At 72.2% G+C, this 16895-nt stretch carries 15 protein-coding genes and 1 tRNA gene; 7 read left to right on the forward strand and 9 right to left on the reverse strand.

Annotated elements, in window-relative coordinates:
* Nucleotides 1–116 precede the first annotated feature (116 nt).
* From BLT97_RS02975 to fusA, 4 genes are all read left to right on the forward strand, one after another.
* Entirely contained in the window at nt 117–2174 is a 2058-nt protein-coding gene (locus BLT97_RS02975; protein ID WP_093607036.1) for a phosphocholine-specific phospholipase C, read from the forward strand.
* A gap of 304 nt (nt 2175–2478) precedes the next feature.
* A complete protein-coding gene (locus tag BLT97_RS02980) occupies nt 2479–3588 on the forward strand; it encodes a mechanosensitive ion channel family protein (RefSeq protein WP_093607037.1) in 1110 nt (369 codons plus the stop codon).
* Nucleotides 3589–3721: 133 nt separating this feature from the next.
* Entirely contained in the window at nt 3722–4303 is a 582-nt protein-coding gene (locus BLT97_RS02985; protein WP_245769108.1) for a hypothetical protein, read from the forward strand.
* 424 nt (nt 4304–4727) lie between these two features.
* Entirely contained in the window at nt 4728–6725 is a 1998-nt protein-coding gene (gene fusA / locus BLT97_RS02990; protein WP_093607038.1) for an elongation factor G, read from the forward strand.
* A gap of 87 nt (nt 6726–6812) precedes the next feature.
* Here the strand turns inward: fusA and BLT97_RS02995 are convergent, their stop codons facing one another.
* The 3 genes from BLT97_RS02995 to BLT97_RS03005 form a co-directional block, all read right to left on the reverse strand.
* Complete coding sequence (locus tag BLT97_RS02995) at nt 6813–8456, reverse strand: thiamine pyrophosphate-binding protein (protein WP_093607039.1); 1644 nt, start codon at nt 8454–8456, stop codon at nt 6813–6815.
* Nucleotides 8453–9295, reverse strand: coding sequence for a cyclase family protein (locus BLT97_RS03000; protein WP_093607040.1), 843 nt, complete (start codon nt 9293–9295; stop codon nt 8453–8455). The genes BLT97_RS02995 and BLT97_RS03000 overlap by 4 nt, the downstream gene beginning before the upstream one ends.
* Nucleotides 9296–9407: 112 nt before the next feature.
* Nucleotides 9408–10025, reverse strand: a complete 618-nt coding sequence (locus BLT97_RS03005; protein ID WP_093607041.1) for a pentapeptide repeat-containing protein — start codon at nt 10023–10025, stop codon at nt 9408–9410.
* A 97-nt stretch (nt 10026–10122) separates the two neighbouring features.
* On the opposite strand from BLT97_RS03005, the gene BLT97_RS03010 reads away from it, so the two are divergent.
* Nucleotides 10123–10707: a TetR/AcrR family transcriptional regulator gene (locus BLT97_RS03010; RefSeq protein ID WP_176953619.1), complete on the forward strand. Its 585-nt coding sequence runs from the start codon at nt 10123–10125 to the stop codon at nt 10705–10707.
* 132 nt (nt 10708–10839) lie between these two features.
* On the opposite strand, the gene BLT97_RS03015 is transcribed toward BLT97_RS03010, so the two are convergent.
* Nucleotides 10840–10913 (reverse strand) — tRNA-Pro (locus tag BLT97_RS03015).
* 86 nt (nt 10914–10999) lie between these two features.
* Between BLT97_RS03015 and BLT97_RS03020 the strand changes: the two genes are divergently transcribed.
* Both BLT97_RS03020 and cobF read left to right on the forward strand, forming a co-directional pair.
* Nucleotides 11000–11518, forward strand: coding sequence for a DUF309 domain-containing protein (locus BLT97_RS03020; protein ID WP_093607043.1), 519 nt, complete (start codon nt 11000–11002; stop codon nt 11516–11518).
* Nucleotides 11519–11522: 4 nt separating this feature from the next.
* Nucleotides 11523–12287 carry a precorrin-6A synthase (deacetylating) gene (cobF, locus tag BLT97_RS03025; protein ID WP_093607044.1) on the forward strand — a complete coding sequence of 255 codons (765 nt, stop codon included), beginning with the start codon at nt 11523–11525 and terminating at the stop codon, nt 12285–12287.
* Between the two features lie 63 nt (nt 12288–12350).
* Here cobF and BLT97_RS03030 read toward each other — a convergent pair whose 3' ends face one another.
* The 5 genes from BLT97_RS03030 to BLT97_RS03050 form a co-directional block, all read right to left on the reverse strand.
* A complete protein-coding gene (locus tag BLT97_RS03030) occupies nt 12351–13094 on the reverse strand; it encodes a cobalt-precorrin-6A reductase (RefSeq protein ID WP_093607045.1) in 744 nt (247 codons plus the stop codon).
* Nucleotides 13095–13309: 215 nt separating this feature from the next.
* Nucleotides 13310–14143, reverse strand: a complete 834-nt coding sequence (locus BLT97_RS03035; protein ID WP_218137279.1) for an ABC transporter ATP-binding protein — start codon at nt 14141–14143, stop codon at nt 13310–13312.
* Nucleotides 14136–14867, reverse strand: a complete 732-nt coding sequence (locus BLT97_RS03040) for an ABC transporter ATP-binding protein (RefSeq protein ID WP_093607047.1) — start codon at nt 14865–14867, stop codon at nt 14136–14138. The genes BLT97_RS03035 and BLT97_RS03040 overlap by 8 nt, the downstream gene beginning before the upstream one ends.
* The gene (locus BLT97_RS03045; protein ID WP_218137280.1) at nt 14864–16024 is read right to left on the reverse strand and encodes a branched-chain amino acid ABC transporter permease; all 1161 of its coding nucleotides are present in this window, start codon (nt 16022–16024) and stop codon (nt 14864–14866) included. Before BLT97_RS03045 ends, BLT97_RS03040 begins: the two co-directional genes overlap by 4 nt.
* Nucleotides 16008–16895: a branched-chain amino acid ABC transporter permease gene (locus BLT97_RS03050; protein ID WP_093607048.1), complete on the reverse strand. Its 888-nt coding sequence runs from the start codon at nt 16893–16895 to the stop codon at nt 16008–16010. The genes BLT97_RS03045 and BLT97_RS03050 overlap by 17 nt, the downstream gene beginning before the upstream one ends.

Raw genomic sequence — 16895 nt, forward strand, 5'->3', positions numbered from 1 at the left:
GCTGTTGGACATCCGTACGAGATCCTTTCACTTCTGCACCACGCGCCCTTTCCCTCCCCGGGGTCTCTTGGAACACTCCACCGACCTGCCCCCACCAGCCCCGAGGACCCCCACTCATGGCCGAACTGAACCGCCGCCGTTTCCTGAAGATCGCCGGCGCGAGCGCGGGTTTCGCCGCGCTCTCGGAGTCCATCGCCCGGGCCGCGTCCCTGCCGGCCGCCCGCGCCACCGGCACCATCCAGGACGTCGAGCACATCGTCGTCCTCATGCAGGAGAACCGGTCCTTCGACCACTACTTCGGCACGATGAAGGGCGTACGGGGCTTCGGCGACCCGCGCCCGGTGACGCTGCCGAGCGGCAAGCCGGTCTGGCACCAGGCGAACAACAACAAGGTGACGCTGCCGTTCCGCCCCGACGTCGACGACCTGGGCATGCAGTTCATCGCGGGCCTCGACCACGACTGGGCGGGCGGGCACAGGGCGTTCAACAACGGCAAGTACGACCAGTGGATCCCCGCCAAGTCCGAGCGTTCGATGGCGCATCTGGAGCGCGCGGACATGCCCTTCCACTACGCGCTCGCCGACGCGTTCACCGTGTGCGACGCGTACCACTGCTCGTTCATCGGCGCCACGGACCCCAACCGCTACTACATGCTCACCGGTTACGTGGGCAACGACGGCACGGGCGGCGGACCGGTGCTCGGCAACCAGGAGCTGGGCTACGGCTGGACCACGTACGCCGAACGCCTGGAAAAGGCCGGCGTCTCCTGGAAGGTGTACCAGGACATAGGCGACGGCCTGGACGCGGCCGGGCACTGGGGCTGGATCAGCGACGCCTTCCGCGGCAACTACGGGGACAACTCGCTGCTCTACTTCAACACCTTCCGCAACGCCAAGCCGGGCGACGCCCTCTACGAGAAGGCGCGCACCGGCACCGACGTCAAGGCGGGCGACGGGTACTTCGACGTGCTGCGCGCCGATGTCGCCGCGGACCGGCTGCCGCAGGTCTCCTGGATCGCGGCACCGGAGGCGTTCAGCGAGCACCCGGACTTCCCGGTCAACTACGGGGCCTGGTACATCTCGCAGGTCCTCGAAGCGCTCACCTCGAACCCGGAGGTCTGGGCGAAGACGGCGCTGTTCCTCACGTACGACGAGAACGACGGCTACTTCGACCACGTGGTCCCGCCGTACGTCCCCGCCTCGGCCGCGCAGGGCAGGTCCACGGTGGAGACGGCCACGGACTACTTCCCCGGCAACGCCTCGTACGCGGCCGGGCATTACGGCATGGGCCAGCGGGTGCCGATGATCGTGGTCTCGCCGTGGAGCACCGGCGGCTATGTGAACTCCCAGGTCTTCGACCACACCTCGATCATCCGCTTCATGGAGCGGCGGTTCGGGGTGCACGAGCCCAACATCTCCCCGTGGCGGCGGGCCGTCGCGGGCGATCTGACCTCGGCCTTCGACTTCGGCCGCGCCGTCACCACGCCCGCCGACCTCCCGGACACCTCGGGCTTCGAGCCCCCGAACCACGACGAGCCGGCCGGCCTGCTGCCCAAGCCGCCCGCCCAGGGGTCCCTGCCCAAGCAGGAGCGCGGCTCGCGCCCCGCCCGCCCGCTCCCGTACGAGCCCTTCGTGGACGGCGCGGTGGACCCGGCCACGGGCAAGATCTCGCTCACCTTCGGCACGGGCTCCGGCGCGGGCATCTGCTTCCACGTGCGCTCCGACAACCGCACCGACGGCCCCTGGACGTACACCGCCGGTACCGGCGCCACCGTCTCCGACGCCTGGAACTCGGCCTATTCGGGCGGGAATCACGACCTCACGGTCTTCGGGCCGAACGGATTCCTGCGCCGCTTCAAGAGCGCCGGCAAGGCCGCAGGACCCGAGGTGAAAGCGCGCCACGACAAGGCCAGCGGCAATCTGCTCCTGACCCTCACCAATCCGACCTCGGCCGCCGTAACCCTGACGGTCACCAACGCCTATGGCGGCGCTGCCCAGTCGGTGCCGGTGGGGGCGGGTGCGACGGTGCAGCGGACCGTGGACCTCGCGGCCACCCGCCGCTGGTACGACGTGAGCATTGTCTCGTCGGCCGACAGCGGCTATCTGCGCCGCCTCGCGGGGCATGTCGAGACGGGTGCGCCGGGCATCAGCGATCCCGCCATCGCCACGGTCTGACCTGGGACTTCGCGGCCGGATGCGTGGGGGTGCAGGGAGGTCCGCCGCCGCCCGCGCCCGCGGACAGGACGCATCCGGCCGCGAACTGGCCGAGTCTCTGCGGGTGTTGGCCCGGTTGCCGGGGGCCGGTGCCGGAACCTCATGTTCATGCGGCAGGATGGCGCCTTGTTTCGACCGCGCGCACCCGGGCCCGCCCGCGCGCGGTGCTACTCGACGACCGAGCAGGTGACCTCCACGTGACGATCTCTCACATACGGCCCACACCGGGCGTTCCCTGTGCCCCGCGAGCCAGGGAGGTGGGCCGGTGAGCTCCGAGGTCACCTGGAACGACTGGCTGGTCGCGGGCATCGCGCTCGCCGCCGGCATCGCCGCGGGTCTGCTGCTTCGCCTGGTGCTGCGCTGGCTGGGCAAGGCGGCCAAGCGCACCCGCTGGAGCGGTGACGACGTCCTCGTGGACGCGCTGCGCTACCTCGTGCCGTGGGCCGCGACCATCGCGGGCGCGGCGATCGGCGCGACGGCCCTGCCGCTCACGGACCGCGTACGCGGCATCGTCAACCAGTCCCTGACGGCCGCCCTGATCCTGTTCGCCACGCTCACCGCGACCCGGGTCATCGTCGCCCTCATCAAGGCCTTCACGCAGGCCAGGACGGGCGTCGCGGGCTCGGCCACCATCTTCGTGAACATCTCGCGCGTCGTGGTGATCGCGATGGGTGTCCTGGTGGTCCTCCAGACCATGGGCATCTCGGTGGCGCCCCTGATCACCGCGCTCGGCGTCGGCGGTCTGGCCGTGGCGCTCGCGCTCCAGGACACGCTCGCCAACCTCTTCGCGGGCGTGCACATCCTCGCCTCGAAGACCATCCAGCCGGGCGACTACATCCGCCTCAGCAGCGGCGAGGAGGGCTACGTCGTCGACATCAACTGGCGCAACACGGTGGTCCGCAACCTCAGCAACAACCTGGTGATCATCCCCAACGCCAAGCTGTCCTCGACGAACATGACCAACTACACCCGGCCCGAGCAGGAGCTGACGATCCTGGTGCAGGCCGGTGTCTCGTACGACAGTGATCTCGAACACGTCGAACGGGTCACGATGGAGGTCGTGGACGAGGTGATGGCCGAGGTCGAGGGCGGGGTGCGCGAGCACGAGGCGGCGGTGCGCTTCCACACCTTCGGGGACTCCCGGATCAACTTCACGGTGATCCTCGGGGTGGGCGAGTTCAGCGACCAGTACCGGATCAAGCACGAGTTCATCAAGCGGCTGCACGGCCGCTTCCAGGCGGAGGGCATCCGGATACCGGCTCCGGCGCGCACCGTCGCGCTGCATCCGAGCGGCCTGAGCGCCTCGGCCGTGCTCCCGCAGCAGCGCGACGCGTCGCCGGAGCTGCCGCTGATGCAGTCGCCCCGTCACCTGTGAGAGGGCGGGCCGACCGGCTGTTCGTGACCGCATGAGACCCATCCGGGACTGCGCGGGCACAGCTTCGTCGGCCATACTGCGCACCGGAAGAAACCGAGCGGCTAGTGGCGAAGGCTTCGCAGGAAAGGCAACCGTGGATCAGCGCATAGGACAGAAGGACGCTCCCCTGCACACGGCCGCCTCCATGGACCCGGGCTTCATTCCGGGGATCACTCCGGCCGGGCGGGCCGGGGACGCGGTGCGGGAGAAGGAGCGGGCGGACGGCGCGGAGGCCGGCGCCGCGGTGGTGGACGCGGAGCCGCAGGACGCCGAGGCGGCGGCTGTGGACCTCGCCGAGCCGGCGAAGGCCGAGGAGCCCGGGGAGTCGGCGGAGACGGAGCCCGCCGGGGAAGCGGACGGCTCGGAGTCCGAGAGCGCCGAGCCCGAGGCCTCCGGTGAGCGTCCCGTCTTCGAGGCGAAGGACCACCGCGGCACCATCACGGTGGACGCCGGGGGCATCGGCTTCACGCTCGACGACCAGGCCACGGAGTTCACCTGGGACGAGGTCGTCGCGGTGGAGCAGGCCACCGCCCGCTTCGCCAAGCGCCTCACGGTCACGGTGCACACCAAGGGCGACCGCTGGTACCCCAACGAGGTGCAGGCCCCGGACCGCGCCACGCTCACCCGCTGGACGGGCGAGCTCGACGCGGCGCTCGACGCCTACTTCGAGGAGTAGGCCGGTCCTTCGAGGGGTGAGCCGCTCCTTCGAGGAGCAGGCCGGATCGCATCCGGACGTACGAGGCAGGGGCCGTCGGCATCGACGGCCCCTGCTCCGCACCCCGCACAAATTCGGATGCCCCGCCCCGCACCGCTCCCTACACTCGCCTGTGATCGCCACGGAAAGCCGTGGCGGCACAGCGACTTGAACGGAAGGGGACGGCCATGCGTGACCACACCGCACGTGCCGTCTCCTCGTACGGGTTCGAGGTCCTGCTCGTGTCCTCGCCCCTCCGGTCCGGGCTGCGCGGCCCGCACCGGACTCCGTGACGTAACTCAGGCCCACCGCACAGGCGCGCAGTCCCGCGCGCCCTGTCCCGTGCCGCCGCCGTCACGGTGAATCGCGCCGACCACTTCCGGAACACTCCGAAAGGCCCTCGGCCATGCGAACCCGTCTTTCCCCCAACCCCCTTGCCACCGTGCGCAATCTGGGCATCCTCGCCCATGTCGACGCGGGCAAGACCACCGTCACGGAGCGGATGCTGTTCCTGACCGGAGCCGTGCACAAGCGCGGTGAGGTGCACGAGGGCACCACGGTGACCGACTTCGACGCGCAGGAGCGCGACCGCGGCATCACCATCTTCGCCGCGGCCGTGAGCTGCGACTGGGACGGCCATCGCATCAATCTGATCGACACCCCCGGCCATGTCGACTTCGCCGACGAGGTGGAGCGTTCGCTGCGGGTGCTCGACGGGGCGGTCGCGGTGTTCGACGCGGTCGCGGGCGTGGAGCCGCAGAGCGAGTCCGTGTGGCGCCAGGCCGACCGGCACGGCGTCCCGAGGATCGCGTTCGTCAACAAGCTGGACCGCGCGGGCGCCGATCTGGACGCGGCCGTCGAGTCGATCCGCACCCGCCTGGGCGCGGTGCCGCTCGTGGTGCAGCTGCCGATCGGGCGCGAGGACGGCTTCACGGGCGTCGTGGACCTGGTCCGGATGCGCGCGCTGACGTGGCAGGGCGAAGTCTGCGCGGAAACGGCCGTTCCGGAAGCGCTCGCGGCCGAGGCGGTACGCCGCCGGCGCCTCCTGGAGGAGGCGGTGGCGGAGCTGCACGCGGGCGCGCTCGATGAGTTCTGCGCCTCGGGTGCGCTCGGCGAGGCGACGCTGCGCGCGGCGCTGCGCGAGATCACCACGGCCGGGGACGGTGTCGTGGTGCTCTGCGGTGCGGCGTACCGCAACCGTGGCATCGAGCCGCTGCTCGACGCGGTGGTGGCGTATCTGCCCTCGCCGCTCGACGTGCCGGCGGACGTACCGGCCGACCCGGACGCGCCGTTCGCGGGCCTGGTGTTCAAGGTGCAGTCGGGCACGACCGGCCGCAGGACCTTCCTGCGGGTGTACGCGGGAACGCTGCGGAAGGGGGACACCGTGCTCGACGCCGCCACGGGCCGGACCGAACGCGTCGGCCGCGTCCTTCGCGTGCAGGCCGAGCGGCACGAGGACGTCGCCCTGGCCGTCGCGGGCGACATCGTCGCGCTCGTCGGGCTCAAGTCGGCGCGGGCGGGCACGACTCTGTGCGCGCCCGGGGCACCCGTGGTGCTCGAACCGCCGACGGTCGCGGAGCCCGTCGTCTCGGTGGCCGTCGAGGCGGTGCGCCGCGCGGACGCCGGGCGGCTCACGGCGGCGCTCGCGCGCCTGGCCGAGGAGGATCCGTCGCTCGCGGTGCGGACCGACCCGGAGACGGGTCAGACCGTGCTCTCCGGGATGGGCGAACTGCACCTGGAGGTCGCGGCGGAGAAGCTGCGCCGCGACCACGCCCTGGACGTCCGGGTCGGCCGGCCGCGGGTCACGTACCGCGAGACGGTCACCGAAGGCGTCGGCGGATTCACGTACCGCCATGTCAAACAGGACGGCGGGGCGGGCCAGTTCGCGCACGTCGTGTTCGATGTGCGGCCGTCGGAGGACGAGTTCGCCTTCGGCTCGGCGGTCGTGGGCGGCCGGGTGCCGCAGGAGTACGTGCGGGCCTTCGAGGCGGGCTGCCGTGACGCACTCGCCGAAGGGCCGCTCGGCGGCCACCTGGTGACGGGTCTGGCCGTGACGCTCACCGACGGGGCGACCCACTCCAAGGACTCCTCGGAGATGGCGTTCCGCACGGCGGGCCGGCTCGGTCTGCGCGAGGCGCTGCGGTCCTGCCGGATGACCCTGCTCGAACCGGTCGTCGAGGTCACGGTCACCGTGCCCGAGGACGCGGTCGGCAGCGTCCTCGGCGATCTGGCCGCGCGCCGCGGCCGCGTGTCGGGCTCGACGGGCAGGTCGGGTACGGCGGTCGTGACGGCGACGGTCCCGCTGGCCGAACTCTTCGGCTACGCGACCCGGTTGCGCAGCCGCACCCAGGGCCGTGGCGCGTTCACGGCCCGCCCGGTGGGCTACGCGCCCGCGCCGGCGTGACCCACGGTCCGGTACGGCCGCTCTCCGCAGCGGCCGTACCGGACCCTCACAACTCCCCTGCGTGACACGCGCGTTCAGTGCCCGCGCTCAGTGCCCGCGGAACGCCTCCTCCAGCCACCAGGCAGGCCGGTCCCGCACCACCTTGGCGTCGATGAGCAGCGGCGCGGTGCGCGGTCCGGCCACCCAGTCCCGTACGGGCTTCAGGTCGTCGGGCGTGCGGACCGTCACGGTCTCGAACCCGTAGCCGCGGGCGAGCGCGGCGAGGGAGGTGGGCGGGAACTCGACCGTGTCGAGGGGGTGTCCGTCCGGTCCGAAGTGGTGCACCTCGGCGCCGTAAGCGTCGTCGTTGTAGACGACCACCGCCATCGGCAGCCCGAGCCGGCGCACCGTGTCCAGCTCCACGGCGCTCATCAGCAGCCCGCCGTCGCCGACCGCGGCCACCGGCAGCCGGTCCGGGCGGGCGAGGGCGGCGCCGACGGCCGTGGCGAGGCCGAGGCCGATGGACTGGAAGCCCTGGGTGAAGCACAGGCCCTGTTCGTCGGGGACGGACAGATACATCGTGGGGTAGCCCATGAAGTTGCCCGAGTCGACACCGACGGTGCGCTCGGCGGGCAGGATCTCATCGAGGGTGAGCGACAGGGTGCGCGGGTCGATGCGCTCGTGCGTCCCGGCGTCCTCGTACGGGACGTCGCGCCAGCCGGGCCGGTCGGCGAGCGCGAAGGCGGTGGCGGCGTTGCGGTAGCCGGTGCGGTCCCGCGCCCGCGCGAGCACCCGCCGCGCCACCTCCGTCACGTCACCGGTGACCCCGAGGTGCACGGGCCGGTGCGCGCCGAGTGCCGCGGGCTCGTCGTCCACCTGCACCACCGTGGCCTCGGGACCGATCAGCCGGCCGTGCCGTGTGGTCCACATGGTCAGCGCGCAGCCCCAGCCCACGACCAGGTCGGCGCCGAGGATCAACTCGGCCGCCAGGGGCGTCGAGAAGCCGCCCGCGACATCGAGCGACCACGGGTTGTCGCGGAACAGCCCGCGGGCCACCGCCGAGGTGGCGAGCAGGGCCCCGCAGCGTTCGGCCAGCTCCTCCAGAGCCGTGCGCGCGCCCGCGCCCCGCGCTCCGCGGCCGGCGATGAACACCGGCCGTTCGGCAGCGGCGAGCAGCCCGGCGAGCGCCTCGACCTCGTCCGGTGCGGGCGCCACCGCGGTACGCGGCGGTGGCGGCCCGAGCGCGGCCAGGGCTCGTTCCGCGCCGGCCGTCTCCTGCGTCTGTACGTCGAGCGGAAGGTTGAGCACGACGGTGCGCCGCTCCTGGACGGCCAGCCGCACGGCGTCCGCCGTCTGCGCCACGGCGCCGGCCGCCGAGGTGACCCGGACGCTGTGAGCACCGACCGCACGCGCCAACGCCCTTTGGTCCACATGGAAGTTGGAGTGCGCCTGTGTGGCCTCGGCCGCGAGCACGATCAGCGGGGTGCGGCTCTTGGCCGCCTCGCCGATCCCCGTGAGCGCGTTGGTCAGGCCGCATCCCTGGTGCACGCTGACCGCCGCGACCGCACCCGAGGTACGGGCGTAGGCGTCGGCCATGGTGGCGGCCCCGCCTTCGTGCCGTGTCGCGACGAAGCGGGCTCCGGCCGCGGTCATCGCGTTGGTGGCATGGAAGTTGCCGGACCCGACCACCCCGAAGACCTGCCCGACCCCGCAGGCCACGAGCGCACGGCCGACGGCTTCGGCGGCCTTCACGACGCGCGTTCCACCAGGGCGAGCACCCGGGCGGGCGCGCCCGAGCCCGAGACGATCGGCAGCGGCCCGGCGACGACCACGGCACCGGTCTCGGGGAGTTGCGCGAGCCGTTGCAGCTGCGTGAGCCCGTACTTGCCGCTGCCCATCAGATACGCGTGGCAGGGGAAGGCCGGCTCGAAGGCGAAGGCCTGCCCGGCGTCCGTGCCCACGGTCTCCACGCCGAGCCCGATGACGGGCGACTCCTCGGCCACCCACCGGGCGCACGCGGCGGACAGGCCCGGGGTGTGCGGTCCGCGCTCGTCGGCGTTGAGGAAGGCCTGCGGATCCTCGGACCTGCTGTTCCATCCCGTCCGCACCAGGAGCCATCCGCCGTCCGGCAGCGCGCCGTTGCGCGCCTCCCAGGCCCGGATGTGCTCCACCTCGACGAGGAAGTCGGGGTCCTTCGCGGCCTCCTCGCTGACGTCGAGCACGGCCGCGGGGGCGACGAGCTGCTGCACCGGCACCGAGGCCACATCGGCGAGGTCGCGGCCGGTGACCCAGTGGTTGGGCGCGTCGAAGTGGGTGCCCGTGTGCTCGCCGGACCGGAAGTTGTTCCAGTACCAGGCGGGCCCCTTGGCGTCGTACCGGCTGATCTCCTCCAGCTGGAACGGCGCGGTCTGCCCGAACTCCTCGGGCAGCCGAAGGATCGGCGTCGAGGAGGACAGCGGCGCGGTCAGATCCACCACTTCGACCGCCCCCGAGCGCAGGGCACCGACGAGGGCGGCGAGGACGGACGGGGTTCCTGCGGACGGCGCTGCTGAGGAGGGCGCTCCGGAGGACGGGGAAGTCGGCTCGGTCATGGGTGCATCGTCGGGCGGCCCGATCGCGGACACAAGACCCGCCCCGCCCGCACACCGGCCAACTCCCTTGGCCGCACCGTGACTTACCTCGACCGCCCACCGGTGGCGGCGCTCAGGGCGCCACCTTCAGACCCAGCGCCTCGGCGACCACCATGGCCTGGGGGATGTCGACGACCGCCCGCTTCAGCGTGACGGTGTCGGGATCGATGCCCGTCAGATCGGTGCCGCGCAGATCGCAGTCCGTGAAGTCGGCGCTGTGCAGCCAGGCGCCCGACAGGTCGCACTCCCGCACCTCGGCCTGGACCAGCCGGGCGCCGGTCAGGTCCGCCTCCCGCATCCGGACGCGGCGCAGGACCGTGCCGCCGAGGTCGGCTCCGGGCAGCCCCGTGAACCCCCAGTCCCCGCCTTCCACCCGCATCAGCCCGTAGCTGCAACGGTCGAACATGCTCCCCACGAGCTTGCAGTCCGTGAAGGCCGCGTCGAAGAACGAGCAGTTGACGAAGGTGCAGTTGGTGAACGCGGCGCCCCGGTGCGTCGAGGCGTTGAAGCGCACACCACGGAACGTGCAGTCGGTGAACACGGCCCCGCGGTCGGCCAGTTCCATCATGTCGACGTTGAGGAACAGGACCTTGTCGAAGGTCTCCCCGTCCAGCTCCTCGAAGGTCCAGTCCCGCGCCCTGACGGTACGGGTCGTGGCAGGCGCCTTCGCACCATGCTTCCGGTCGGCCATGACGGGTCCCCTCAGCCGGTTCGTTCCTCGGCGCTTATGATTGAGCGCATGTTCAATGTACAGGCCGCGCACACCGCCGGGCCGGACAGGAGGCACCGTGCCCAGGACGCCTGAGGCCTCGGCCGCGGTCCGCCGCGCCACCCGGGACCGCATCCGCAGAGCTGCCGTGCTGTTGATGGCCGAGCAGGGCTACCACGCGACGACCCTGCGGCAGATCGCCGCACGGGCCGGCGTGGCCGGCGGCCTGCCCTCGCACTACTTCGGCAGCAAGGACGCGCTGCTCGTGGAGATCGCCGACCGGTGGCGCGAGCGGACCCGCGCGGCCCTGGCCGCGCACGAGGACTCCGACCCGGCGACCGCGCTGCGCCTGCTCGTCCGCTCCGCGCTGCTCGGTCTGGACACCTCGCCCGACGAAGTCACCGAGAGCCGGGCCGTGTCCGCGCTGCTCGCCGATCCGCAGGCCCGGCAGGTCCTGCGCGCGGCACAGGCCGACGCGAAGTCGGCCGACCTGTTCGACACGCTCGACCGGTCGCTCCGCGAGGCCGGGTCCACCGATCCGGCGGGCGACCGGCTCCTGATCCTGGCCGCCGTCCGCGGCGCGCTGTCGCTGGCGGCCGAGGATCCCGCCTTTCCGCTGCGGGACGTGGAAGAGGTCCTGCTGGCGCGCGTGCTCGGCCGATGAACCCGAAGACCAATGCGGGCGGACGGCCACCCGTCCTCGACCCGTGACACGGGCCCGGCCAACCCGTCCGGCAACGGAAAAAGGGCCGTTCGAGAACGGCCCTTCCGCTGCGACGTCCGACGCGTCGAACTGTCGGGACGACAGGATTTGAACCTGCGACCCCTTGACCCCCAGTCAAGTGCGCTACCAAGCTGCGCCACGTCCCGTTCGCGCGGGCTTGCCGCGCTCACGAGAAAGAACCATACCTCACCCCGGACCTGCGTCGTTGCCCCTGCCCCGGGACAATCGAAGGGTGAGCGACGAAATCCCGCAGGCGGCCGGTGACCGCGACCGTGACACGGAGGGCCGGGCGCGCAACGCCCGCCCCAGGGACGGCCTCGGCCGCCCGCTGCCGTACGGCTCCGAGGGGGTCGAGCGGCAGCCCGAAGGGGTGGTGCGCACCCCGCGGCAGACCCTCGACGAGGCGCAGGCGCTGCTCGACGCCGGCAAACCCTTCCACGCGCATGAGGTGTTCGAGGACGCCTGGAAGGCGGGGCCCGCGGGCGAGGAGCCGCTGTGGCGCGGTCTGGCCCAGCTCGCGGTGGGCCTGACCCATGCCGCGCGCGGGAACGCCAAGGGCGGGGCGCGGCTGCTGCGGCGCGGCACCCTCGGCCTCACCGGCGCGCCGTACGGGATCGACGGACCCGGACTCACCGCCTGGGCCGAGGAGTTGGCGGGCCGGGTCGAGGCGGGCGGCGGGCCCGTGGACGCCGCACGCGAGGCGCCCGTCCTGAGGCGCCGCGAAGGGGGCGCGGAGGGTACGGCAGACTGACCGCGTGCGAACCATCCATGTCATAGGCATCGGCGCGGGCGACCCCGACCACCTCACCCTCCAGGCCGTGAAGGCGCTCAAGGCCACGGACGTGTTCTTCCTGCTCGACAAGGGCGAGGTGAAGGCGGATCTCACGGATCTGCGCCGCGCCATCCTGGACGAGCACCTGCCGGCGGGTTCGTACCGGGTGGTCGAGGCCCGCGACCCCGAGCGGGACCGCCGGGCGAGCGGGGGCGCCTACGCTCCGGCGGTGGACGACTGGCGCAGCCGCCGCGCGGACATCTACGAGCGGCTGATCGGCGAGGAGCTCGGCGAGGACGAGACCGGGGCGTTCCTCGTGTGGGGCGACCCGGCGCTGTACGACAGCACGCTGGGGATCCTGGAGGAGATCCTGGAGCGCGGCCGGACCGCGTTCACGTACGACGTCGTGCCCGGGATCAGCAGCGTCTCGACCCTGGTCGCCCGGCATCGCACCGGGCTCAACCGGGTGGCGCGGCCGGTGCAGATCACGACCGGGCGGAGGCTCGCGGAGGGCTTCCCCGAGGGGGTCGACGACGTCGTGGTGATGCTGGACGCCCAGCAGAGTTTCCGCGCGTACGCGGAGGAGGACCTGGAGATCTTCTGGGGCGCCTACCTCGGCACGCCGGACGAGATCCTCGTGTCCGGGCCGATCGCGGAGGCGGGCCCGCGAATCGAGCGGGTGCGGGCCGAGGCACGGGAGCGCAAGGGCTGGATCATGGACACGTATCTGCTGCGCCGACGCGGCTGAGATCGCTTTTGAGTTCGCGGCTGAGTCCTCTTGGCGGCGGGCGGTTCGGGACGCGGCAGGCTCTCAGACGACCCCGTCCAGCCACGCGAGCACGCCCGCCACGTCGGCGACGGACGGCACACCCGGGGGTGCGGCGGGGCGGCGCACGACGACGACGGGGATGCCGAGTTCACGTGCCGCGCCGAGCTTCGCCGCGGTCGCCGCTCCCCCGCTGTCCTTGGTGACGAGCACGTCGATCCGGTGGGTGCGCAGCAGCTCGCGCTCGCCGTCGGGCGTGAACGGGCCGCGCGCGAGCAGGACTTCGGTGTGCGGGGGCAGGGGCGGGTCGGGCGGCTCGACGGACCGTACGAGGAAGTGCTGGTCCGTCAGATGGGCGAACGCGCCGAGGCCCAGGCGGCCCGTCGTCAGGAAGACACGGTGCCCCAACGCGGGCAGCAGCTCCGCCGCTTCGGGCAGGGACCGCGCGTCATGCCATACGTCGCCGGGGCCGGCGCTCCAGCCCGGGCGGCGCAGCGCCACCATCGGCACACCGGTGCGCGCGGCGGCCTGCGCCGCGTGGGTGCTCATCGCCGCGGCGAAGGGGTGGGTGGCGTCGACCAGGGCGTCCACGCGCGCGTCCCGCAGCCAGGCGCCGAGCCCGTCCGCTCCGCCAAAGCCGCCGACGCGCACCTCGCCTTCGAGGCGCGCGGGCGCCGAGACACGGCCCGCGAGCGAGGTCGTCACGCGCAGGCCGGGACGTGCGGCGAGCGCGGTGGCGAGGGCGCGGGCCTCGGTGGTGCCGCCGAGGATCAGGACGTGAGCGGTCATGTCGACAAGGAGTCAATCACGGGGTGAGGGAGGTCGGGCTGTGCGGGCCGCCGAGGACCGGATCGCGGCGGGTCGGTCTCGGGGCGGGTCCGTCTCGGGTCGGCTCGGGTCGGCCGGGTCGACTCGGTCAGGTCGGGTCGGTCGGGTCAGTCCGGCCTCGTGCCGGTTCCCGCGCGGCCACCGCCGGTGCGGCGCTCCCCGAACCCCTGCCCCTGTCAGGCCTTCGACGCCGGCGGAGGCTCCGCGGGACGGCCACTCGCATCCGCAGGACGATCGCCCGGCCCCGCGGGACGGCCGCTCGGCTCCGCAGGCCGCCCGCCCAGATACAGCTCACCGAGCTGCGGGTCGGCGAGCAGCTCGCGGGCCGGGCCCTCGATGTGGACGCGGCCGAGGTCGAGGACGCAGCCGATGTCCGCGGTCTGGAGGGCGCGGCGGGCGTTCTGCTCCACGAGGAGCACCGCGGTGCCCGCGGCCCGCATCCGCTCGACCTGTGCGAAGACCGTGCCGGTGGCCTTGGGGTCGAGTCCCATCGACGGTTCGTCGAGCAGCACGACCCGGGGCTCCACCATCAGGGAGCGGGCGAACTCCACCTGTTTCTGCTGCCCGCCGGACAGCAGTCCGGCCAGGCTCGTCCAGCGCTCGGCCACGACGGGGAAGATCTCGCGCACGACCTCGGCCCGGCGGGCCACGGCCGCCTTGTCGCGCAGGGTGTAGCCGCCGAGCAGAACGTTCTCGGCGACCGTCATCTCGCGGAAGACGCTGTGGCCTTGGAGGACATGGGCGACTCCGACCGAGAGCAATTGCTGCGGCCCGTGACCGGTGACATCCCTGCCGTCGACGAGGACACGTCCGGCGCGCGGGGCGAGCAGACCGCTGGCGACCTTCAGGACGGTGGACTTGCCGGCGCCGTTGGGTCCCACGAGGCACACGATCGTCGCGGGCGGCACGCGCACGCTCAGTCCGCGCAGGACGAGAGCGGCACGGCCGTATCCCGCCTCGATGCCGTCGAGTTCGAGCAGATACGGGGAGGCCGCGCGGGGTTCAGACACCGAGATACGCCCCCAGCACCTTCTCGTCGGAGCGGATGGCGGAGGGCGGGCCTTCGGCGATCGGCCAGCCGCGGTCGAACACGACGATGTGGTGACTGAGGCTCATCACCAGATCCATGTTGTGCTCGACGACGAGGAACGTGCGCCCCTCGGCGTTGAGTTCGCTCACCAGCGCGCAGATCCGGTCGATCAGCGCGGGGTTCACCCCGCCCGCCGGTTCGTCGAGCAGGATCGTCTCCGGTTCGCTCATGAGGACTCCGGCCAGTTCGAGCAGCTTCTGCTGGCCCCACGACAGGTTCTGCGCCTCGGCGCGCTCCAGGTGGTCGATGCCCATCCGGGTCAGCCAGTGGCGGGCGCGCTCGGTCTCCGCCCGGCTGTGCGAGCGGCCCGCCTTGGCGCGGAGCGTACGGGGCTGGACCGCGCAGAGCAGGTTGTCGAGCACCGTCATCCGCGGGAAGACCCGGCACAGTTGGAAGCTGCGGCCGATCCCGGCCCGCGCGATCCGGTGCGGCGGGCGCCCCGTGAGGTCCTGGCCGCGGTACGTGATGCGGCCGGAGTCGGCGCGGATCATGCCGGTGACGCAGTTGAAGAAGGTGGTCTTGCCCGAACCGTTGGGCCCGATCAGGGCGTTGATCTTCCCATGCGGGAAGGCGACGGACACGTCGTCGAGGGCGCACACCCCGCCGAAGGACTTGCTGAGCCCGGTGATCTCCAGGCCGCTCATGAGCTGACCTCCTTCCGTGTACGGGAGTCGGGAGGTGCTGCGGAGCCTGCGGCGCGCTGTCCGTGCAGCAGCTCCGCGGCCGTGACCTCACGGATCGAGGACTGCCCGCCGCCGAGGAACCGCGCGGCGAGACCCCGCACGGCCGGGATCACGCCGTCCGGCATGAACAGCACGACCACGGCGAGCAGCAGGCCCGCCGTGACCAGGTGCAGCGGGGTGTCGCCGTATTCGAGCTTGGAGTACTCCAGGGCGTAGCCGACGACGAGCGCACCGAGCAGCGGCCCGTACAGATGGCGCACGCCGCCGAGGAGCGCCATCAGGACCATGTACGCACCCGACAGGATCGAGAACTGGAAGACCGGATCGAGATCGCCGAACCACAGGGCGTACAGGCCGCCGGCGAGCGCGGTGAACACCGCCGACACGACGAACACGACGAGCTTGTACGCGAAGGTGGGCGTGCCGAGCGCCTGCGCCTTGTCCTCGTCCTCGCGGATCGACTTGAGGCCGAGGCCGAAGCGGGAGCGGTCGATCAGCCACCAGGTGACGAGGGCGAGCGCGAGCAGCGCGGCGAACAGGAAGTAGAAGACGCGGTGGTGCTCCGTGCGCAGCATGCCCGGGAACGGCCGCGGCACGACCATCCCGCGCGAGCCGCCGGTGAAGGAGGCCCAGCTCTGGAAGACGAGCAGCAGAACGAGCACGAGCGCGATGGAGACGATCACGAACGAGGCGCCGCGCACGCGCAGGGCCGCATAGCCGACCGGTACGGCGATCAGTCCGACGAGGGCGGCGGCCGCGAACAGGGCCGGGAAGCTGGGCAGTTCGGCCTTCACCACGAGCAGTGCCGTGCCGTAGGCGCCGAGGCCGGCGAACGCGCCGTGGCCCAGGGAGATATAGCCGGTGAAGCCGCCGACGAAGTTCCAGGCGGTGGCGAGCACGGCGTAGTTGAGGAGGGTGATGGCGACCGTGACCTCGTAGCGGCTCGGCGCCACGTCGGGGAAGGTGAAGAGCGCGGTGAGAGCCACGGCGTACAGCAGGAGTTTCATGCCGAGCGCGACGCGGTGCCTGGCGATCGGGGCGGCGAGCGGGCCGGTGCGTCCGCCGCCGCCCGTACGGGATCCGGAGGTCGTCGTCCGGGGCTCAGAATCGCTGCGCAAGACGGCCTCCGAAGAATCCCTGCGGCCGGAACGCGAGCGTGCCGAACAGCGCGAGATAGAAGATGGTCTGCGCCCAGGTGGCGGCCAGTTCGATCTGCAACAGGCTCTGCATCATGCCGAGGGTCATCGCGGCGATGGCCGCGCCGGGGACACTGCCGAGGCCGCCGACCACGATGATCGCCATCAGCGGTCCGATCCAGTGCCAGTGCAGGGACGGATAGATCGTCGAGTCGAGGGAGAGCGCCGTGCCGCCGACGGCGGCGGTGGCGAGTCCGAGCCCGAAGCCGTAGCCGGCCACGCGGTCGGTGTCGATGCCGAGCAGCCGGGCGGCCTCGCGGTGCTGGATCGTGGCGCGCAGCGCCTGGCCGAACCTGCTGTGTTTGAGCAGCAGATACAGACCGAGCAGGGAGAGGGCGGCGAGCGCGAAGCCGATGAGTTTCACGACGGCGATACGGGCCCCGAACAGCTCCAGGCTCGTGGAGCTGTAGCCGAGTCTGATCCTGCGCTGCGTACCGGAGAAGGCGTAGCCGAGCAGCCCCTCGATGACCAGCGCGATCGCGAAGGTGAGCAGCACCGACATCATGGTGAGCGTCACCGGGCTGAGCCGGGACAGGAGCAGCCGCTGGAGGGCCACACCCGCCAGGAAGAACAGCGGCACGGTCACCACGAGCGTCAGGAGCGGGTCCACTCCCGTCTCGCGGTGCGCCCACCACGCGAGATACGCGGCGAGGATCAGGAACGCCGAGTGGGCGATCATCACCACGCGCATGATGCCGAAGTACAGCGTCAGACCGGCCGCGAGCAGGGCGTACAGCCCGCCGAGCAGCAGTCCGAGCAGCACGCTCTGGAAGACCAGTCCGGCCGAGGGCAC

The organism is Streptomyces indicus (genome assembly GCF_900100315.1).
Taxonomy (GTDB): Bacteria; Actinomycetota; Actinomycetes; order Streptomycetales; family Streptomycetaceae; genus Streptomyces; species Streptomyces indicus.